We start from the raw sequence: 22,311 nt of genomic DNA, 5'->3' as shown, positions 1-22,311 counted from the left end.
TCCCCGTTCCATCGACACATAACAACACCTTTACAATCCAAATATCTGCTGATCTTCATGCACCTTCACCATCGCACGCAGCACGAAGAAGTCTGTTGGAGTTGTAATCTTAATATTCTCCATTGGACCGATAATCGTCCCTAACTTATACCCATAGTGGCTCATCATCGTACAAGAATCGATGAAATCGGCCTTTCCTTCCGCCAAGGAGCGTCGATGAGCAGTTATTATATCGACCAAACGGAAACTCTGTGGCGCACGAGCAATGAACGAATCGGCACGAGAAGGAATCTCCAAAGCGTCGTCAGCCTGCTTCACGATGAGTGTTTCTGTTGCTGGGATACAAGTGATACAACTCCCTACTTCTTCAACTTTCTTAATGTTATCTGTTATCGTCTCTTCTGTTATGAGCGGACGAACACCATCGTGAATAAGAACGATTGTCTCTTCATTACTTACACTCTTACTCTGTGCATATTCCTCTGCAGCGCACAGTCCCTTGTAGATAGACTCCTGTCCAGACTTTCCACCGGGTATAATCTTCACTACCTTATTAATCTCAAACTTACGGAGCTGCTTCTCAAGGAAAGGAATCCAACTTTCAATACATGCTACTACAATAGCATCTATGTTCGGATGGTTGTCGAACAACTCTAATGTATAGATGATTATCGGCTTTCCGTTTAGGTCAAGAAACTGCTTAGGGCGCGACTTTGTGTGCATACGTAGTCCAGAACCTCCTGCAAAGATTACTGCTATGTTCATAATTATATTTGGATTATTGTTATTATAAGATGGGGATATCACTGTCTACTGACACGTACATTACTGAACCGACTGACTACTTAAAGACAACATCTATCTTGTGTCTATCACGCTTATCCCTTGGTGGCAAGTCCATATAGTTCCCATAGGCGATACGACATAACTCATCAGCATCGGCTGGCCCTTCAAAGGTATGACCTTCAAAGACAATATCTTTATGTGGTATCATGCAACGACGAGGGTTCTGCTCATAAAACCATGCACCGTAAGAGTGCATATAGAGGTCAGGATTACCAAACAGTTTCCCAACCAAGCGGAACACTGGAAAGACAATGACATGTAAGATTTTATAACTCATTTGTGCCAAGAGAGGATAACGACCAGCTAACTTTGTATTCACATTGACCGATAGTTTTGCTGCCAAACGCTGCAACCAAGGAATCATATTACCCTCATAGGGGAAGATGTCTACATGAAGTCCTCTGAACTTCTGCGCCTCATGCATTCTTCGGTCAGCACTCTGCTGATTATCATGACTTCTGTTCTCGCTCTTTAAATCACGCAGACAAGCCCATTCCTTATAGAAACCAGGGTCCGTGTCGTTGTCTTGTAAGACGAATTGAGGGTGTGGATGCGCCTTCAAATAATCACAGAGACGTTTGAAATCCTTGTAGTCTACAACCATATCAATGTCGTCATCCCAAGGAATAAATCCCCCATGGCGCATTGCCCCTAACACATTTCCGCCATCAAGTCGGCAAGGAACACCTATCTTCTTCGCTGTTTCCTGCAGATAGATAGCCATGTCGAGAAGTCGCAACTGTGCTTTTCTTAGCACAGAGCCGTCTGGGTTATATTCCTGTCGGAGGCTTTCTTGTGTCTCTCCTGTGTTGAAAGTTTCAATCATTTTCCGTTAATATACTTGTTGCAAAGATAATAAAAGATTATGACTTCCCCCTCGGTCTCTTTAAAAACTTATGTTTTGATTTCATGATTCGAACTAATATACTTATATTTGCGGAGGTAATTAGGTGTCAACTTTATTGCTGTTTGTGTTGGTGTTTGCCTTCCGCACGAGTAGTGTTTACGATTAGCACCAATGGTGCTTGCCCTCCGCACCATATGTGCGGAGTAATTACACGCCAATTAAAAACAGTAAATGAGGTTGTTACTAATCGTATTAAACATAGAAAGAGATTACACTTATAGAGGGAATGTTGACTGGAAAGTATAAGATTTATTGGATAATCAGAAAACTCTTAGGTTATGTATTGTGGCTTGAGGTAGTATGGCTGGTAATCAATTGCATATCACCTTGGAAGTTAAGGAGTAATGCGGATATCATAGTTGTCTACACTTTACCTTGGATATTGCTTTTCTTCCTTATCCGCTATATCAAGCGGAGGTGGAAGGAAGATGGTAATGCCGCTATAGGTTGTTTGTATACCATGTTATGGGTGAGTATTCCTTTCATTATTATTATGCAGTTACTCTTTGGTTGGTTGGGGAACTTAAAAAATGATTCAACTAAGATAACGTTTGAAGACGATAAGTATCAGGTAACAATTATTGAAGCACTATTCGCAACACAGATGGATAAGATACAGATTATGGAACACTGTGGTCCATTCTATCACAAAGTTTATTCCAGTGATCTCTATGATGTTGATACAGACAAATTGAAAAGTAAAGCTGCTATTGAAGACTTCCTTAAAAAGCAAAAGAGATAAATATAGCCGTAGGAAAGTTTCTTTACCAATCCAAAGAATGTAGGATTTGGCTTTTCAAAAGAAAAGCGTTATATTTGCATGCTAAATGGATTCTGCCAATCAAGGTGGGAAAGAAGAAATAACATCTTCCCTTTCTACACCTATGAAAAAAGTACTTTCACGAAGGAAACTTTATATAGCAGAAGACAGCTAACCTCTTTTTTAGATAGAACATACTCTGAGGGGGAGATAAGAAACAGCGTATCATAGAGATACAAAAGCTAATGGAAAAAGAAACACTCAAGGAGAAAACAGCCAAAGGACTCTTTTGGGGTGCATTGAACAATGGTACAATGCAACTGCTGAATATTGTCATTGGAATCTTATTGGCACGTCTGCTCACGGCAACCGACTATGGATTGATGGGAATGTTAGCTGTTTTTACAGCGATTGCAGGGGCATTGCAGGAAAGTGGATTTACTACTGCGCTTGCCAATATGGAACGTCCAACGGATAATGATTATAACTCTGTCTTTTGGTTTAGTGCTATAATGGGTTGGATTTCATATATCGTTCTCTTCTTTTCAGCCCCTCTGATTGCAGCTTTCTTTCATCATTCAGAGCTTATCAGCCTATCCCGTTTCGTCTTTGCATCACTGCTTTTTTCGTCTTTAGGTACGGCCCCATCGGCTTACCTTTTTAAAAACATGATGGTCAAAGAGACAGCTTTGCTGCGTATCACCAGCCTTATTATTTCGGGTGTGGTAGGAATCATCTTAGCATTAAAGGGTTATGCTTATTGGAGTTTGGCTTGGCAGCAGGTGCTTTATATCAGCCTTACAAGTCTGTGGCGCTTCTTTATAATTCCTTGGCGACCCTCTTTTCACATCGACTTTACACCTGTGAAGAAGATGTTTTCCTTTAGTTATAAGATTCTTGTGACGACGATTGTCAACACGATTAGTCAGAATATTCTAACCTTTATCTTCGGTCGTTTATACTCAGCAAAGGTGGTGGGTAACTTCTCTCAAGCCTTCAAGTGGGACACAATGGCAAGCACGTTTGTATCAGGAACAGTGTCACAAGTAGCGCAACCAGTATTGGTGGAGGTGAATAATGACCTCAAAAGGCAAGTAAATGTGTTTAGAAAAATGATGCGTTTTACCGCCTTTTTGGTCTTTCCCGCTATGTTCGGATTAGCGATGATATCGCACGAATTTATCATTCTTCTTATATCAGATAAATGGATAGAGAGTATTCCTTTGTTGCGTATTCTTTGTATTATCGGGGCTTTCCTACCTTTTTATACAATGTATCAAAACCTCATTCTCAGTCGAGGTAAGTCTGCTGTTTATATGTGGTGTACGGTCTTATTAATCGTAGCACAGGTAGGACTCATTATCCTATGTTACCAACAAGGAATCGTCTTCATGGTGAGTGTCTATACAGCTATTACTATCCTTTGGTTGGGTGTGTGGCAGTTCTTTGCACATAAAGAGATTGGAATACGCTTCATAGATATCCTTAAAGATATATGTCCTTATCTATTAACATCCGTGGCGGTAATGATTTCAACCTATCTCATTACCTTATGGATACAGAATCTTCTACTTCTATTATTGACGAGAGTCGTCTTGGCAGCCCTGCTTTATTATATCGTAATGAAGATGGGAGGTTCGCAAACACTAAAGGAGTGTCTCAATTACTTTCATAGTAAGAAAGGGTAATAGCCTTAATCTTAGTGGTACATGTACAACTGCATGATAGGATAAAGCATAGCACGAAGTAGCTTAATAGGTCCACCACCTGATGTATGAAAGAGCTTCTTATAGTTCTTCGTTAGTAGATATTGTAAACGTAAGAAAGCAAAGACGCCCTGCTTGGTCTCCATTCGCATTGCTTCGCGGGCTTCGATGAAATCGTGTATATTTGAATGTAAGCCCTCCATCAACATAAGCTTACCTTGAAAGATGGGAACAACCTTCTTACGTATCTCTTTATAATGGTTCAGACTCCACGTTAACTCAGTGAGAGCGTTCCTCCATGAGGGTAGACTACTACTATAATCATTGTAAGTAGTAGCCGCTGCATGGCGTCGGAAATTAACTAACACCTTATTACAATAGACGATACTGTCGTAGGATGCGGCAATAATACTCAATACAGCATCGTAAAGGGTGACCTTAAAAACAGGACTCTCAATGGGTGGTAAGAGATTAATCAATGTACGCTTACATAATAAAGTATGGCCCGGTAGACCTAAGAACATCATACGAAAGATATTCACATTACGTGGTCTGTTGTCGAAATAAGCAAAGGAACCATCTGTCGAGAAGGGTCGTGAGTGTCCACTACATAGCAGCTTATCTCCTATACATCGCATCTGTATTTCTATCTTATCCCTCTCCCAGATATCATCTTGATCGGAGATGGCAATGTAATCACCTGTTACACGATGCAATGCAGAAAGGAAGTTCGCATTAACACCATGTTCGCCTTCATTCTTAAAAGTACGAATAACAGTATGTTTTGACGCATACGCTTGTAGTATCTCCCATGTCTGATCCGTCGAACCATCATCTTGAATGATAATCTCATGGATAGGATAAGACTGAGCGAGCAGTGAGTCTATCTGCTCCCTCACGTATTTCTCCCCATTGTAAGTACAGAGGACTATTGATACAGAGGCTTTGCTTTCCATAACTTTACTATAGTGTGAAGATGACGAGCGCACTGTTATAAACAATGAGGTAGAAAGCTATCAAGGCTGTCAGTAGGGTGATAGCATTCCTAATCCCACCTTTCGTTGACTTTATCAAGCAACCTATACACAACGGTATGACGTAAGCCCAATGCGCTGTCATTATATATACCTCGTTAATACCAAACCCTAAGCCTATATGAAGTATCATGTCAAGGGCGAAGAATGACAAACACATCCACATCAGCTTACTACGTCTACCAGCCCAGATTCCGCCTAAAAAGAGTAAGACGATAAGACCTTCAACAATATAGTTTACGACCCAGTTATAACTAACGAAGACTGGGCGATCGCGAATAACATCACATAACGTGTACTTCTGGTGCAACTGTATTGACTCACCAAAGAGATTCTCAACGAGTGTCTCACAGCGAGAAGTAGTCACATCTGTCCAGTTCAAGAACGGTTGTTTACTCACTGGCGTACCAGAATGAGCATATTGTGGTGCGCTATACTTTACCTTCAGCTGTGCCTTTCGGTGCTTTTTCCATAGTAACGCAAACGCTTCTGTCTGTTGTTTACTATCTTTAAGATGCGTAGTATCGCTGAACTCCTTCCACATCTTGGTCTTCTCATCCTTTACAGCTTTCTTTTCGTGTGCCTTTCGTGTATTGACACTATCGGCAACGAACGTTTTGTACTCCCAAAGACCAAAGCTCCAGATTGCTGCAGAAGGCAAGATGACAACAAGAATAAGGTTCTTAGGATGAAAGAAACGCTTTCCCTTTGAGAAAAGATCAGCTAATAACACCTTTAACCCATTATTAAGTGATACGCCAGCAGTAAGGATAAAGAAGACAATCGTCTGCCATTTTTTCAAGGGCTTATGCTCTGCCATCTGCTTACCTGTCACATAAATCACTAAGAGAATAAGAAATAACGACAAGATGAAATGGTCGGGTGAGATAGCTGCTAATAGTACGTATGCAAAGGAGAAGAGTAAAAAAGCAAGTACAGAAGACTCTCGTTGCGAGAGATGAAGGAGCTCTCTTCCTATTCGTATCATTAAAAGGAACGCATAAAGGGAACTGATGAGAAGGACGATAGCAACCAAGAACTGTACACAGTTAATACCCAATAAGCTTATTAATCCCTGATTAATAAGATAGACCGGATAGTAGAAAAAAGCCAATAAAGGGTGTCTATGCACATCGTAGACTGTTGTCCAGTCGGTAACAACGCAATAAGTGAGTGGGTCGAAACCAGACACATGGAACCAATCGAGAAAGTTTTTCCGATAATCCTTTGATATTCTTGAGAACACCGAATAGTAAGGAATAATCACTGTGGCGTGCATGATGAGCTGCCACAGGAGGAATAAACAAACCGAAAGACGCTCGTCTTTTCTTATTTTAATAAACTTCATCCACATAGCTTACGACATTAAGCTTACGACATTAAGTAATAGACTGTCTGTCCTGCATTGCAAATCCAAAGGTAGATGGTTAGCATGATTAACGCCACGCGCATCAATTTTAGCCATTTCATCGACAATCGTTTCAGTAAATAACCATAGGAGATAGGGATAATGAATGCCCATCCTGAAGTCATTATATACACTTCAGTGACGGCAAATCCGAGGATGAGATGCAAGGTGAGGTCACAAGCAAACCAAGCTAAAAGCATTTTAAAGAACCGTTGCTTATAGCTAAACACTATACCTACGATAAATAAGAGGACTACAAAAGCCTCGATGATATAATTCACGCTCCAGTTGTACTCCACAAAGATGGGACGTTCCCACGAAACATCCTTTAATAACGAACGCTGATGAAGCTGAATAGACTCGCCAAAGAAGTTCTCTACAATGGTTGGAACACGTGGTGTAGAGACATCCATCAACTTCGTTATCACCCCATCTCCAACAGGCTGACCGAGGTGTGTTCGCTGCCATTCATCTCTTTGTTTCTTGTGTTCGAGCACCTTCTGCGGGTTTTTCTTCAGTGTTTCGCTTTCGATATGACGCACAACTGCTTGCTGTGGAACCTCCAAAAGATAATATTGAGACTGTTGAATACCGAGCAACAAGAGCAATGGCAGGACTACTCCGATAGAAATAAACTTACAGGTAAATACCTTTTTTCCATTGGTAAACAAACCTGCTAACAGGGTCTTCACCCCATTTGAAGTTGCCATTCCTGCCGTGAAGAAGGTTAGAACTAACGATTGCCAAGCTGTTAGTAATTGTCCTTTCTTCATCTTCTTTCCCGTGATGTAGAGTGTCAGAGAGAGGAGCATCAGGGAGATAACGAAATGATCGGGCACCATGGTTGGGATGAGTACGTGTCCAAAAGAGAATAACAACAAGGTAAGTAGTCTTGCATCTTTCCGCCTCAACTCCAATACTTCACGGAAAACACGGTACATAAAGAGTACTGCATAGAATGCCGAAAAGACAATGATGACAGCCATGAAATACACAGCAAAGTTGTATCCTACATTTTGTATGAGCCAATCATTGAGCAGATAGAGCGGATAAAGAAAAGTAAGATACAACGGATGACGTGAAGTAACGAAGTGGATACGACCTCCCGAGACCGTTATCCACGACCAGCAATCATAGCCTGACATACGAAAATTCTTGGTAAAGACACTCCAAAATCCACCATGTGCTTCCATGGTGTAGACGTGATAGTGGCTTGCTATCACCATCGCATTGAACGTAATAAAGACTGCTAACATCGTAAAAGCCAGCCAGCGTTCTTCTTTCTTCACCTTGAAAATATTGAATATGTGCATTGAGTAGCTTTGATTATTTGGTACAAAGGTACAAATTAAAGCACATTTAACAAAGGAAATAAGGAGAAGAACTCGTTTTGCACGTAGCTATCTGCCTACTATTTCGACTTCTTTTCATGATAATAAAAGTTCTTCCCTTAAACACGTAGATTGTTAACAGAATGAGTTTAATCCACATATATGGTATGATTACCTCCCAATTAGATAGTTTTAGAACGGGGGATAAACTACATGATAAACGTCATTAGGTACGAAGTCTATCTGTATTCACAAACAACTTATTCCCTTACTACTTGAAGTTTGTAAATTATTTTCGTACAATTCGAAACCAACACATGCTCTTTTGGCTTCTAAAAGACGCCCAATTGACTTGCAAAAGGTGCCCTTTAAGGCCCTTATTAACGCCCTTTTGAAGTCCAATTAAGCACCTTTTACTTTGCTAATTTATAACTAATTGATTTCCTTATGGTTACAAACCTGCTTCGTATATGTGTTTTTGCCGTTATTTATTGGTGTTTTATTTAAAATTATGTAATGATTTTTCAAACACTTATCTGCAACTTTTCGAAATCTTGAAATGAAAAGATTTTCAATGAAAGAGGATGAAAATAGGATAGATAATTGACTATCTTAGCTATATGTCTATTTATTGAGGAACTTCTTTTCGTGAACAAAAACAATTCTTTTCATGAAAACAAGCTGCATCTGGGGCTTAATAAGGAGTAACACCTTACTTCCTATGTAAGAAAAAGCGCACTAAAAGGAAGTTGATTGGAACACAAATAGCGAACATAGGAATCAATGCTATCTGCTTGCTGAGACCTAAAAGAAGGAAGATTTTCAGGCAGACACTTTGCAAAAGGAAGTTGATGATATGCGAAAAGATGAAGCCTACGCCTCGTTTGGTAGTCGACTTTACACGGAAGGTGTAACGTGTGGAAGCGATATAGTTGAATGTGAAGCTAACAAGGTAAGCAATAGTATTTGCAATGAGGGGCTGTAGCCAGCATATTAATAGCAAATATGTGCCGTATTGTATGGCTGCGGCTGATGATCCAACGATGATAAAACGTACGATTTCACCGAGCTTTTTCTTGTTCTTTATTTCATTCTTCAGCATTCTATTTCTTATTTCTGAAAGGTTTGTAAAAGCCTTTGTCTGCAAAATCAAGTAGTTCTTTATCGCCTCTACTATCTCCAAAGGCGATTAAATCGTAGGCTTCACGATGTGGATAAAGTGCTGTGAGGCGATTCACTTTTTCCTGTCCATAGCAGTTTTTAGTGGTAAATTGTCCTGTTAGACGACCTCCCTTTGTTTCTATTTGCGTCCCTAATACCTGTATTTTTTTATCGATTCCATCGAAAAAAGGTCTTACCCAGTTGTCAATGCTTGCGCTGATGATAAGTACAGTGGCTTGTTCTTCGATAGCCTGTCTTACTTTCTCTATTCCTGCAGGGCGAAGTAGGTGTTTGTTTTGCTCTGCAAAGTGTGTACAAAGTGCGTTGAAATCGTCAATATTCATCCCTTTGAAGAAGTAAGAAAAAACCTGCTGCTTTACCTTCCAGTTAGGATAAAGATGCAGTTTCATCAGTATGAGGAGGGGTGAAAAGAGTAAAAAACCACAAAACATTTGTCCGTTTCCTTTTGCGAAACGGATAAATTCAAGGAGAGTGTCCTTAGTAGTCAGTGTGCCATCGAAGTCGAAAGCATATATCTTTCTCATGTCCTATTGGATATTCTTAAGTACGTAGATAATGAAAAGGAAGGCAAGTCCGAAGGCTAAGACGATGAACTGCATAAAACGGTCGTGTATCATCACCTTTGTTGGGTCACCACTCTTCTTGTCGACAACTGATATTTGGATATAACGAAGTAGTCCTAAGAGTACAAAAACACTGGTCAGATAAAGGTGATCCGTGTGGAAATTTGCAATGGTTTCAGGACTTACTGTGTACATAATGTAGCACACGAGGGTGACACTCGCTGTAATCGTAATGGCTTGATTGATAAACGTAAGATTATAACGAATCGTATTCTGGCGAGGTGCATGGCCAGTCTCGTTCATCTTCACAACATCGTCACGGCGTTTTGCAAAGGACAAGAAGAGCATTAACAAGAATGTCATCAGAACAATCCACTTACTCAGATGTATGTCTGTTGCATATCCTCCGGCAAGGATACGAAGTACAAATCCGAAGGCAACAACACACACGTCAATGATTGCATAACGCTTCAAACGGAGACAATAACCTATATTTAACAGCCAATAGAAGATTATTACACTGGCTGTCTCAACCTGACGTACATGCAACAAAAAGGTCGAAGTCATCGATAGAATAAACATCAATCCCATCAATATATAGCCCTGTGTAATGCTAACAGCCCCCGATGCCATTGGGCGATGACATTTCACTGGGTGCTGACGATCATCATGAACATCGACAATATCGTTCAGACAATAGATTGACGAGGCCGTCAGACTAAAAGACAGGACTGTGATTAACCCTGCATAAACCGCTTCCCATTGCAGTAAAGCACCTCCAAAGAAGACTGGAAGGAAGACGATAAGATTCTTAATCCATTGATGTGGACGTATTAACAGTATAAGGTTCTTCATTTTATTCTATTCTCTATGGGCGTTATAATCCCTTTAATTACAGTCTGTAAGAGCCATGCAAATATCAGACTAATGACGGTCGTCACAACAAACTTGTGCCAATAAGACCAATCAGTCTGCTCAAGATAATCGAGTACGAAGTGGGAATGTATCAAATAAAGTTCCAAACTCAATGCACCAAATACTTTTAGTATTTTGTTGATATACTTTGGTGTATGACGAAGGACTTGATTGAAGAGGATAATCGATGTAAACGTAAGAGGGATATAAAGCATACGTTCAAGGAATAAAGGGAACTGTCCGTGCTTCTCTTGTTCAAGAAACAGACAAGAGGAAAGAGCAATAATGAATGTTATCACTATCATCCAAATAGCCGAGCCACCCACGATGTCTTTCCGTTTCACCACCTCTGCAATGTTAATACCTATAAAGAAGATGGGTGCACGGCTCCAGAATATCTCTAAATGACCTACTGAATCATGCAAAGGGGTAATATATTCCACCACAATACACCACATTATCATGACAACAGGAGTCCAACGATAGATAGGATTCTTGGCGATAAGCATCATATAAAATGGACTCACAAGATAGAAAACCATAATAGCTGGGATATACCAGAACGTTAGCTCATTGTGCATCCAGAAGTCCCAGTTAATCGTTATATCCCCGATGAGATCGATGATATTCATACTGTGCCCGCTATGTCCTGTGAGATTGACGTTAAGGAAATCGGGTATATAGTAGAGACAAGCCATGAAAAGCCAAGTAGGATAGACACGTAAGAAACGGCGAAGATAAAACTTTCGCAGGGAAGGGTTCTTTGTCCAAGAGAACCACAAGCCCATACCGCTCAAGAAGAGAAAGAAGTCTACACCGATATTACCCATTCTCTTCAAGCCAAAGAAGGCATCTTCACGTGGCAATCCCACATGAAAAAGAATAACGAAGATGATGGCCAACCCCATCAACTCTCCTCGGTAACGGCTTATATCAGCTAATTCAATGCTTCTTATCTTCATTTATTGCGATGAAATCGTGTATTTATAAGACTCCTTTACTTTAACTTTGGACTCGGTATCTTCTTCATTAACTCTTTGAACAACCATGCTAAACAAAGCGAAGAGATAACGTAAAGGAGAAGTCCCGTCCAATATTCTCCCCCTCGAGAGATTGGAATAAATATCTTTCTTGTGATAGGATGACAGACGAAAAGGGCTGCTGAGATGCTGCCAACCCACGAGAGAACATTCATAACAGAGAAATACTTATTGCCAACTACACCTTCTATCCAACTGAGTAATCTCACAAAGGTAATAGAGGCAACACATATTACAAGTGGAATAAAATACCATGTTATATAGTTGAAACTCATCAATAGTATGGCAAATAATGAAAGGACAAAGGCTACAAGGTTTGTAGCAGTCGTCCAGGCGTGTGCGTATCTCGCATAAAGTACACCAAAGCCGAATGGCAGCATCCCACCGATAAAGTTATATCTCCAACGGTTCAGGGCCTCACTTTCTGGTTCACAGGATAACTGTATGGCAAAACAAAGCACTATCAACATAACATTCCATGCCCAATGTCGGCGATAAAGGAAAAGTCGATACACGATATACAACTGTATCATAAGCCCAAAGAACCAGTAAGGACCAGGCCAAATAATATCGTCGGGATTGGGAAGAAGATTATTAAAAAGTCCCATTTGACCGATAATATCCATCACATGATAATCGTGTGGAGCGTCTGTAATAGCGTCAACCATCGTAAAAGCCACAAAGCCAACTATCATCATACGGAAAAGCTTTACCCAATGATATTTGATAAAACCAAAGACTGGAAGACTTGATTGTGACTGCAGCATACTTGTTGGCACTGTTGGCTGGTGCTTTTCGTACTTCATTGTCAAGCCGTATGCTGATAAGAAGAGGAATACAGGTACTCCATAATGCCCAAAGAACGATAGAATATGAAAGAAGAACAATTCGTTCCACGACCCTTGTAACACTTGATAGAGTTTGTCTACATTGCGTTGAAAATACTGATATTCGTTCTCCTTTACCACTGGACGCAACCAATGGCAGTAGTTATGTAGGAAGATTCCGATAATGGCAAGCCCTCTCAACGCATCACACTCTACCCGTGTAAGCAACGCTTCTCGGCGTTCTTTCCTCTGTTCTGGTACGGATTGTTCTGTATATGTATTCCTTTCCTTATTAAACATCCTAACTTTAATGATTGATTTTGTGCGCTTTAAGCGTTTCTTTATACTGATCTAATTCCCCTCTATGCGTCCAACAGCCACCTTGAAAGCTGTCTTCTATTTTAATATAGACTTCTGATTCGGTAAGAGATGCTACTCCGAAGGACGAGTAAGCTTATCGTAATCCGTTGTATTCTTTAGTATTCTCGGTCTCATTTCATTGTATTGTGGACTGAGGATATTATACTCTGCATGGTAGTCTTTCGTATGAATACCTGCCAAATAGAGCAGCATGTGCGGTAGTGCATCCGTCATAAAACGACGGTTTTTAGCACCGATTATTTCTTTGTAAATGTCGGGATGCTTAGCAGCATACTTATAAGAGCAGAAGATCCAGAAAGGAATTTCAAACTCATAATGCGCTAAGTCGTAATCAATAGCAGCCGAGTGATTGCGACAGATGAATCCACGATTACCCTCATAGCATTCCTCTCCATGATCAGGCATATAGATAATGATAGCCTCCTTGTCCTCAAAACGACTAATAATAGCATCTACAATGGAGTCATTATATAAGACAGCATTGTCGTAATCAGCCAATACATTTCGCTGTTTTCCATTAAGGTCGGCACGTTTCTTCTCATAATCTTCTGCCTTAAAGTGGCGACGGTCGCTTGGGAATCGTTGGTTATATTTGACGTGCTGTCCGAGGAGATGGAAGATGATAAGATTATGATCGGTGTTGTGTTGTTGCTGATTTTTATCGTAATCATCGAGCAATCCTCGATCAAATCGGTATAATTGTTGATTGCGTGAATCAAACATCGCCTCTGAAAGTTCTGGATGATTAAGGAAGAATCCACCACTAAAATCATACACAGCCTGCTTTGCCTTAGGCAAGAACTGATTAGTTATAAAGGTCACATGATAGCCTGCCTTACGGAAGAGTGAAGGGAAAAGTGGGTAATCGCACCACTCCCCTTTCTCTCCAACAACGTGTAGAGAAAAGACGTTCTTAAACACGAAACTGGTCAGATTCCATGGTGCTACGACATCACTGAACGGTACAAGTAATCCCGACTTCTCTCGTTTAATCTGACGTGGGGTCGTCGGCATGAAGTAGCCATACTGTTGTGAATGTAGCTTTCCATAGCTTTCACCGATGATAAGGACGATATTTGGCGATTTAAACGAACAACTATCCACACTCATCTTGTCTTTAGCTTCGATGAGACGGTCAACTTGTTGCGATGCTAACTCATTAGAGAAAATACTGAAAGCAAGGCGATAAACAGGCAGATAGAACTGTGCACAATCTGCAGTTGTTAGTTCATGTTCTACAGAGCCAATGGTGTCTAAAGAGAACATTTGTACCATTTCTTTCTTGTTGTGAGCAGATGATTCAATCGCCCAACCAAGAAATACGAGACAAACGCCCCCAAGAATGTGGTAATTATGGTTAATGATTTGTTTCGCCACTGTTACCTTATAGCTAATAGCTGGTGACAGTTTTACCTTCTTCAGAAATGTTGTTAGAATATGAATAAGCATCACAAGCAGTAGTAATCCTACACTTGAGAAGATAAGGTCAGACGTAAAATAACTACTGAAAAACTCGATTGCCTCACGTTCATCAGTCTCACCAACAAGTAGGAGCATTGACGGATTCAACGTTGATTGGAACTTTACCCAACAGAAGAGGTCAGTAAGACTCGTGCAGTAAGTGATGATATACAAAAAAGCACGAATCCATCGGCGAATCTTTAGAGGGAATAGTGTAAGAATGATGCAGATAACATATAGGTCGAGAAACAACTCTAACCACAGGTTACTATATACAGTAGCATCGGGGTTGTTGGTTGGCAACTCCGCATATGATACTAATATACCGATAAGGTACATGAAGAAAAAGAATGAGGCGTTGTCCTTAATGGGCTGATACGCCTTATTCAGTAAACTGACAGCATACTTAATAAATTTCATGTAAACGTATATATTTGTTTGCAAAGTTAACACTATTTTAGTACAAGGCAAAGTTTAAATACAAAATAATACGGTGTTAGCAAGCAAGTCTTGTCTCGTATGAGTTTTATAGGTCCTTCCTTTAAATGTGTGGATGCTTTCCCGTATAGGTTTAAACCAACGCTCATTAGCCCACAATAGTTGTTTTTGGGGTTCTACTATTAAATGTATAAATTAAAAATAGAATAAAAAGTTACACGCTTGTAGGCTATTACTATCTCAAATTAGTTGGTTGTACAAAGGAGGATAAACTACAAGATATAACGCAAATTGCTACAATGTCATTCCGTCTTCTACAAGCAACCTATTAGCACATCAATGATATTTGTAAACTATTTTCATACACTCCGAAACCAATACATGCTCTTTTAGCTTCTAAAAGACGCTTAATTGACTTGCAAAAGACGCCCTTTAAGACCCTTACTAACGCCCTTTTGAAGTCCAATTAAGCACCTTTTCTGATACTACTTTATAACTAACTGAATTACTGATGGTTACAATATCGCTTTTTACATGTATTTTTGTACTTATTTATAAATCGTTTACTCGAATTTATGTAATGATTTTTCAAAGCGTTATCTATTACTTTTCAAGTATTAAAAAGAAAAAGGGTCTCTGCTCGGAGGATGAGAAAAGAATAGATAGTGGACAGTCCTAACTATGTCTTTGTTCCGTTAACGCTATACAAAAAAGCATCCACACATTCAACCGAAGAACATAATTCTTACTATAGTATGCCTTCCGATTTGGGTTAAAAACAAAGGAAATAAGTATTATTCTTGGTTAATATTCGTCATTATCATACATTATGATTATCTTTACATCCAAAACTAAATACTTAGAACATGGAATATGACCTTCTATCCTTTTTTAGTATCATCTTATTTTCAATAGCATTATTGGGCTTCTTCTATCTTATCTCTAAGCTTAACCAAATAAGTAATACGCTAAACAACGTCAGTTTTGAGATTTCCACACTGAAACTTATCATTGAAAAGATGCAGCGTGAGAAACAGAAACAAGCTGAAACTGCAACAGAAATAAAGCCAAAAGAGAATATTGAACAACCTAAGGAGCAGGTCGTAGAAACTTCGAAGGAAGTTCAGAATGAGTCCGTTAGTCCTAATCCTAACTGGTGGCAACAACCTATAACGGACGAAACACCAACAACCGATAAGGCTGAAGAAACAGAGACTACGGGTGAAAACGAACAGCCAGAGCTACAGGAAACACCAGAAACTATAGAAGTTCCTATTGTACACAATGAGGATATCAGACCTTCTACTGTAGAAATTCCTATTCAAGAGACAGAGGATAAGACTCCAGAAGTTGAGGAAGAAACCCCTGAAACCATTGAAGAACCTGTAGAAGAAGAACAGGAAGAGCCTGCAATGGCTATGGAGGAAGAGGAGGAAATTGAAGAATATGCCACTTCTGAGACCAACTTTGAGAAATATATCGGTGAGAACCTCTTTGGAAAGATTGGTATTCTCATCTTTATCATTGGTATCGGTTTCTTCGTTAAATATGCTATCGACCAGAACTGGATCAATGAGACTGCACGTACATTGATGGGCTATGCAGTCGGTGCAGGTATGTTGGTACTGGCTGAGCGATTACACAAACGCTACCATACTTTCAGTTCACTGTTAGCAGGTGGTGCCTTTGGTATCTACTATTTGATTACAGCCATCGCCTTCCATTACTATGCCTTGTTCTCTCATACAATAGCATTCGTGATTTTATGCGTCACAACTATCTTCATGTCGGCAGTCTCCGTCCTATACGATAGGAAGGAATTGGCAGTCACAGCACTCGTTGGCGGCTTTATTGCACCTTTCATTATTAGTACGGACTCAAGTAGTATCATTAGCCTACAGATTTATATTACCATATTGAACATTGGTATGTTCTGCCTTGCAATGTATAAGAAATGGGCAATACTACCTATGGTTTCCTTCGCTTTCACCTATATAATATTATGGGGAACAACAGCATTAGGATCATTCTCTGATAGTGAGGCTGTCACAACTTATCCTACCCTATTTGCTTTTGCAACATTATTCTACGTCATCTTCCTATTGCCTGTTGTCTTTATTCTGCGCACACAGTATGGTGAAAATACCAGACTTGGACTATTGGGTATCATCACAGCTAATAGCTTCATGTATCTTATTTATGGCGATTTCCTCTTACAACACTTTGAGGCATCATCTGATACGACAGCTTACTTAGCTTTCTTCATAGCTGCTGTCAACCTGGCAATACACCTTTATTTGCGATTCCGCGTCGAAGGACAAGACACACTGCGCAACCTTATGTTAGGACTTGCGGTCACATTCGCCTCTATGGGTATTCCAATTCTGTTCAGCGCAGCCAATGTTCTTATGGTATGGGCAGCTGAGTCAGTACTTCTTTTGTGGCTCTTCACAAAGGAGAAAAACAGAATCTACGAGTTGGCTTCAGCAGTATTGTTACTCTTAACATTGGGAGCATTGGCATACTACAGAACAACTGACACCTTCATCCATGATACAGGAGATAGTTTATTCTTCAATGGTGCCTTCTTTGTGACTACATTTGTAAGTATAGCCTACTATGTTGTAGCTGTCATTATGCAATTTAATAAGGAACTATTCAGTGATACGAAGCGTCTAATCGCATACACTCCATGCAATGCTATAGCCTATGCGTTGGGCTTCAGCATCCTGTTCCTTGCTTTCAGAGACAACTTCAACTTCCATCTTGAGCAACCAATATCAGAGTATGCGTCTCTACTTACAGCAAACATAATGCTCTTAGGAGGAGCACTTATCCTGCGCAAACGCTTCGAAATAAGTGAAAACAAGTTAGCATACGAGATAAGCCTCTACCTTGCAGGAATCTTATTTGCTATGACTGTATGGAATTACACAGCTCCAGACGGACTCTTACTGAGATGGTTAATGGCACTCGTAACAATCGCTTATATGGCATATTGTATGCGTGGGCAACTCCTTGTAACCTCTAATCAGCGAAACTTACATATAGAATACTCCATCATATCAACACTGATGTGGCTTACTTTGACGCGTTTATTGCTGATTACTTTCAATGAAGTAAACTTCAGTACCGCCTTCTCTTTGTCGTTAGGTATTGCAGCCTTCATCTTGATGTGTATCGGTATGCGTTACCACAGTAAGGAGATTCGTATTGTTAGCTTGGCAGAATTCGGTATTGTCATTGGCAAACTCATTCTCAATGACGTATGGGCAATGCCTGCTCTTGGTAAGATTATTGTCTTCATCAGCCTTGGAGCCATTCTCCTTATCCTCTCATTCCTCTATCAGAAGCTTAAAGATGCTCTCTTCAATGAGAAAGAACAAGAACAGGAGTAAGCCTCAACATCAGACATTAACATAACAACAATCGCCCTTATCTGTCCAAACTTCATTTTTATCTTGGACTGATGAGGGCGATTGCTTTGGTATAGTATTCGTGTTTCTTAACTATTATATTAGAGAGATATACTTCTTAATAATTCAATCCAAACATCCAAAGAGGTATGATATTACCTGTACCAATCTCGATATCATCTTTTACTACATACCCCTTCTTAGCTTCAACAATCTGTTTCTGCCCCTTACTCTTTCCTCCGACTTCAAAGGTTACACCATTAATCTCAAAGTCTGAGATACGAGAAACTATAATATCATTATGTACTCTCAACTGATTATAGAAGAAAGTCTCCCTTATATTCCCAATATTAGCTTCGCTACCTGCTAAGATATAAGCTAAATTAGGATTATCGAGATAAACCTTATCGACCTTACCTAATCCTCTTATGCCACCAGTAGCATCTCGTAGTTGACTAATAATCCCAGCCTTTTCCATATATAAGAAGTAATCTGGAAGCACATTCCTACTCACTCCCACCATTGTTGCCAAAGAATCCATAACAGGCTTAAAAGGTACGCTACGTGAAATTATAGCAAGTAACTTCTTTAGCTTACGACTTGTTGAAAGTGTCATATTTGCAAACTGTGGTATATCAACCTCCATCGTAAGATTGACACTTTGGTTTAATAACATTATAAATTCAACGTCATCTCCAAATGGATAATACCCATGACGCAAATACTCTTTAAACAAAGGTAGTGGATGTTCCAGTCCTTTGGGGAGTTCCACACGATGTTGAAGGATATCTTCTAAACTATAAGCTGGAACAACAATGCCCTTAAACATTTCCAGATACTCTCTGAAAGAAAGTCCCTGTAAATGATAAACAGGAGCGCGACGGCTAAGGTCTGCCTCTCCTTGTATTATATCAAGAACCGACGAACCTGTAAAAGCAACTTTCAAATCAACGTGGGTATCATATATTTGCTTTAGTTCTTGTGCCCATCCTGTGTACTTGTGAATCTCATCAATAAAGAGATATTCTCCTCCTTCTCTGCAGAATTCATCTGCCAAATCAACAAGTGTATGAGATGAGAAATAGACATAATCAGCTGATACATAAAGCATATTCTGCTCTGACTGATGCTCCTTTATATATTGTAAAAACATCGTTGTCTTACCGACACCACGTGGACCAACCAGTCCTAACATCTGTCTTCCCCAGTCTATACGATTATATAAATAACGATGAAAAGTGGTAGAGGTGTGCTCTATCCTTTCCTTCATAAATTGTATTAAACTAATATCCATAGCTCTTCTTTTTGCTACAAAGATACGAAAAATGCACTAACCACAGTGCAAAATCAGTAATAAATTGCACTATGAGCAGTGCAATTTGTGTTAAACAATGCACTTCCCACAGTGCATTTCGCAACGATCCCTGCACTATCCACAGTGCAATTGAAATAATGCATAGCATAAAAGAATGCTTATGAGTACTGCACTCTGGTGAGTCTTTTCCATATATTGATTAGTTATTAACCTCTTATTATCATCATTATAATAACCTTGATGCTCCTTTCTTCCCAACCTCAACCCATGTGCGAGTACTCCGCACACGTCGTGTTGATGGTTCGCACCAATGGTGTTCGGCCTCCGCACCAGTGGTGCGGAGCACTAAACACATTATAACAGCTTACCGAAATATATTCAACTTATTGATAGAAGCAAGCTATACTACCAAAACAAACTAACCAATATGCGGTTAAAAAAAGTTTCACATACAAGAGAATACTATTACAGCAACAGATAGTCACAACACATAAAGCTGTCCTTTTAGAAGTTTAAAGACATCGAAAATTACCGATGAAGCATGTTAAAAGAATAAAAAAAACACATCGCTAATGTAGTTCTTCAGTAAAAAAAACGACTAATAGAATAACATTGGTCTTTTTTATTTACCTTTGTAATAAGATAATTTCCAAGACAAATAACGTCTTAATGACACCTTTAAGGTGAGAAGAAGTAACATTAAATGGCAGAAAAGTATATATTTAACACATAAAACAATAAGCACATGAAAGCAAAAATCTTACTTTTTGCAGCCTCATTCATAGCTACATCAGCTATGGCACAGGGACTGAAGTCGGGCGTAGACCGCAACAACATGGACTTTAACGTGAAGCCCGGTGAGAACTTCTATGAGTATGCTGCAGGTAACTGGTTGAAGAGCCATCCGCTTGACAAGGAGCATCCAATGAACGGTGCCTTTGTTGATTTGGAAGAATTGAACAAGAAACGCATCCGTGAAATGGTTGAGGACTATGCTAAGAAGCCACAAACGAAAGGCACTGTAGCACAGAAGATTGCTTCTATCTACAACCTTTACATGGATAGTGTACGCCGCAACCGTGAGGGATATACCCCTATTAAGCCTGTATTGGCAAAGATTAGGGCTGCTAAGAATCGTAAGGAACTCATCAAACTGATGTATGACCTCGACGTGAAAGGCTATGGCACCTTCCCTGTTGGCTTTGGTATGACAGTAGATGCAATGAACTCTGACCGTTATATCATTGGTATCTCCCAAGGTGGTATTGGTCTTGATCCTGAATATTATACAAAGCCTAACGATCAACAGAAGGCTGTTATAGCAGCATATAAGAGTCTGAACAACGATTTGTTCAAGATGACTGGTAACGATGCTGCAACTGCGAAGAAGAAGATGGAGGCTGCTTTCTCTATTGAGAACCAGATTGCAAAGGTTAGCTATGACCAAGTAAAGTCACGCGACCCACAAGCTAACTATCACCCAATGACTTGGGAACAACTCTTGAAAAACTATCCAGGTGTCGATTGGAACTACCTTTTGAAGGCTTCTGGCTATCCAAATAACGGCGGAAAGGTAGATGTTGGACAGCCAGAGCCTGTACATGAAGTTGAGAAGATACTTGCTACAGCTCCGTTAGACGCATTGAAAGCCTACATGGAACTTGCTGTTATCTCAAGTTCTGCAGGTATGTTGTCTGATAACTTCTCTGATCGTAACTTTGAATATACCAAGGTAGCATACGGTGTTCAGCAGCAACAGCCACGTTGGAAACGTGCTTTGTCATTCGTACAGGGTATCATGGGTGAGGCTGTAGGTAAGCTCTACGTACAGAAATACTTCCCTGAGAGCAGCAAGCAACGTATGATTACATTGGTAAAGAACCTCCAAGATGCTTTTGCACAGCGCATTGAAGAGAACACATGGATGACTGCTGCAACAAAGAAAAAAGCAATAGAAAAGTTGCAAGCATTTGATATTAAGATTGGTTATCCTGATAAATGGCAGAATATGGATAGCGTTTTCGTGATTGATGACAATAAGTCATTGATTGAAAACGTGAAGGCTGTACAGGAAGCAGCTATGAAGTACCGTATTGCTAAACGCTGGGGTAAGCCTGTTGACAAGAAGGAATGGCACATGACTCCACAGACGGTTAATGCTTACTATGACCCAACAACCAACAGTATTAACTTCCCAGCAGCTATTCTCCAGCCTCCTTTCTTCGATCCAACAGTGGATGATGCAGCTAATTATGGTGCTATCGGTGCTGTCATTGGTCATGAGATGAGCCACGGATTTGACGACCAAGGTTGTCAATTTGATAAGGATGGTAATATGAAGAACTGGTGGACAGAAGAGGATAAGAAGAACTATGACGCTCGTACAAAGGTTCTTGTAGACTGGTTCAACAAGCAGGAAGTAATCCCTGGCTTGTATGTTAACGGTGAGAAGACACTCGGTGAAAACATCGGTGATAACGGAGGTTTGAACATTGCCTTCCGTGCACTTGAAAACAGTATGAAAACAAAACCATTGAGCGATATGGACGGTTTCACACCTGCACAGCGTTTCTTCCTCGCTTGGGGACGTGTTTGGGCAAGCAACGTTGCTCCTCAGTTTGTTGCTTATATTGTCAATTCTGATGTTCACTCACCAAGTATCAGCCGTGTGAATGCAGCCCTTCCTATGATTGATAATTGGTATAAGGCTTTCGACATCAAAGAAGGTGACAAACTCTTCGTGCCACAACAGAATCGTGCACACATCTGGTAAGAGAATAT

The 22,311-nt window shown here is 40.0% G+C and carries 16 protein-coding genes; 4 read left to right on the top strand and 12 right to left on the bottom strand.

Features of this window, described 5'->3' with window-relative positions:
• Positions 1 to 30 precede the first annotated feature (30 nt).
• Complete coding sequence (locus HMPREF0659_RS01230; protein WP_013263946.1) at positions 31 to 765, bottom strand: IspD/TarI family cytidylyltransferase; 735 nt, start codon at positions 763 to 765, stop codon at positions 31 to 33.
• A 76-nt stretch (positions 766 to 841) separates the two neighbouring features.
• Positions 842 to 1,672: a LicD family protein gene (locus HMPREF0659_RS01225; RefSeq protein WP_013264812.1), complete on the bottom strand. Its 831-nt coding sequence runs from the start codon at positions 1,670 to 1,672 to the stop codon at positions 842 to 844.
• A 307-nt stretch (positions 1,673 to 1,979) separates the two neighbouring features.
• On the opposite strand from HMPREF0659_RS01225, the gene HMPREF0659_RS01220 reads away from it, so the two are divergent.
• Both HMPREF0659_RS01220 and HMPREF0659_RS01215 read left to right on the top strand, forming a co-directional pair.
• Complete coding sequence (locus HMPREF0659_RS01220) at positions 1,980 to 2,495, top strand: hypothetical protein (RefSeq protein ID WP_013263894.1); 516 nt, start codon at positions 1,980 to 1,982, stop codon at positions 2,493 to 2,495.
• A 263-nt stretch (positions 2,496 to 2,758) separates the two neighbouring features.
• Entirely contained in the window at positions 2,759 to 4,201 is a 1,443-nt protein-coding gene (locus tag HMPREF0659_RS01215) for a lipopolysaccharide biosynthesis protein (RefSeq protein ID WP_013264282.1), read from the top strand.
• Between the two features lie 11 nt (positions 4,202 to 4,212).
• On the opposite strand, the gene HMPREF0659_RS01210 is transcribed toward HMPREF0659_RS01215, so the two are convergent.
• The 9 genes from HMPREF0659_RS01210 to HMPREF0659_RS01170 all read right to left on the bottom strand — a co-directional run bounded on the left by HMPREF0659_RS01210 (position 4,213) and on the right by HMPREF0659_RS01170 (position 14,781).
• Entirely contained in the window at positions 4,213 to 5,175 is a 963-nt protein-coding gene (locus tag HMPREF0659_RS01210; RefSeq protein ID WP_013264958.1) for a glycosyltransferase, read from the bottom strand.
• Between the two features lie 7 nt (positions 5,176 to 5,182).
• Positions 5,183 to 6,607 carry a DUF6080 domain-containing protein gene (locus HMPREF0659_RS01205; protein WP_394330194.1) on the bottom strand — a complete coding sequence of 475 codons (1,425 nt, stop codon included), beginning with the start codon at positions 6,605 to 6,607 and terminating at the stop codon, positions 5,183 to 5,185.
• Between the two features lie 17 nt (positions 6,608 to 6,624).
• Positions 6,625 to 7,974, bottom strand: coding sequence for a DUF6080 domain-containing protein (locus tag HMPREF0659_RS01200; protein WP_013264396.1), 1,350 nt, complete (start codon positions 7,972 to 7,974; stop codon positions 6,625 to 6,627).
• Positions 7,975 to 8,704: 730 nt separating this feature from the next.
• On the bottom strand, positions 8,705 to 9,094 hold the full coding sequence (locus HMPREF0659_RS01195) for a GtrA family protein (protein WP_174254472.1): 390 nt from the start codon (positions 9,092 to 9,094) through the stop codon (positions 8,705 to 8,707).
• A gap of 1 nt (position 9,095) precedes the next feature.
• Entirely contained in the window at positions 9,096 to 9,698 is a 603-nt protein-coding gene (locus HMPREF0659_RS01190) for an HAD family hydrolase (RefSeq protein WP_044045807.1), read from the bottom strand.
• A 3-nt stretch (positions 9,699 to 9,701) separates the two neighbouring features.
• A complete protein-coding gene (locus HMPREF0659_RS01185; RefSeq protein WP_013264333.1) occupies positions 9,702 to 10,592 on the bottom strand; it encodes a decaprenyl-phosphate phosphoribosyltransferase in 891 nt (296 codons plus the stop codon).
• Entirely contained in the window at positions 10,589 to 11,614 is a 1,026-nt protein-coding gene (locus HMPREF0659_RS01180) for an acyltransferase family protein (protein WP_013264773.1), read from the bottom strand. The genes HMPREF0659_RS01185 and HMPREF0659_RS01180 overlap by 4 nt, the downstream gene beginning before the upstream one ends.
• 35 nt (positions 11,615 to 11,649) lie before the next feature.
• A complete protein-coding gene (locus HMPREF0659_RS01175; protein ID WP_013263902.1) occupies positions 11,650 to 12,819 on the bottom strand; it encodes an acyltransferase family protein in 1,170 nt (389 codons plus the stop codon).
• Between the two features lie 132 nt (positions 12,820 to 12,951).
• A complete protein-coding gene (locus tag HMPREF0659_RS01170) occupies positions 12,952 to 14,781 on the bottom strand; it encodes a sulfatase-like hydrolase/transferase (RefSeq protein ID WP_013264511.1) in 1,830 nt (609 codons plus the stop codon).
• A gap of 884 nt (positions 14,782 to 15,665) precedes the next feature.
• Between HMPREF0659_RS01170 and HMPREF0659_RS01165 the strand changes: the two genes are divergently transcribed.
• Positions 15,666 to 18,197 (top strand): DUF2339 domain-containing protein, encoded by a 2,532-nt coding sequence (locus HMPREF0659_RS01165; RefSeq protein WP_013264861.1) that lies wholly within the window; start codon positions 15,666 to 15,668, stop codon positions 18,195 to 18,197.
• 136 nt (positions 18,198 to 18,333) lie between these two features.
• Here HMPREF0659_RS01165 and HMPREF0659_RS01160 read toward each other — a convergent pair whose 3' ends face one another.
• On the bottom strand, positions 18,334 to 19,509 hold the full coding sequence (locus HMPREF0659_RS01160; protein ID WP_013264450.1) for an ATP-binding protein: 1,176 nt from the start codon (positions 19,507 to 19,509) through the stop codon (positions 18,334 to 18,336).
• Between the two features lie 766 nt (positions 19,510 to 20,275).
• Here HMPREF0659_RS01160 and HMPREF0659_RS01150 point away from each other — a divergent pair.
• Positions 20,276 to 22,303 carry a M13 family metallopeptidase gene (locus HMPREF0659_RS01150; protein ID WP_013264663.1) on the top strand — a complete coding sequence of 676 codons (2,028 nt, stop codon included), beginning with the start codon at positions 20,276 to 20,278 and terminating at the stop codon, positions 22,301 to 22,303.
• Positions 22,304 to 22,311 lie beyond the last annotated feature (8 nt).

This window comes from Prevotella melaninogenica ATCC 25845 (assembly GCF_000144405.1).
Lineage (GTDB): Bacteria > Bacteroidota > Bacteroidia > Bacteroidales > Bacteroidaceae > Prevotella > Prevotella melaninogenica.
The sequence above is the reverse complement of the archived record's forward strand: the minus strand, read 5'-3'. Positions and strand labels throughout refer to the sequence as shown.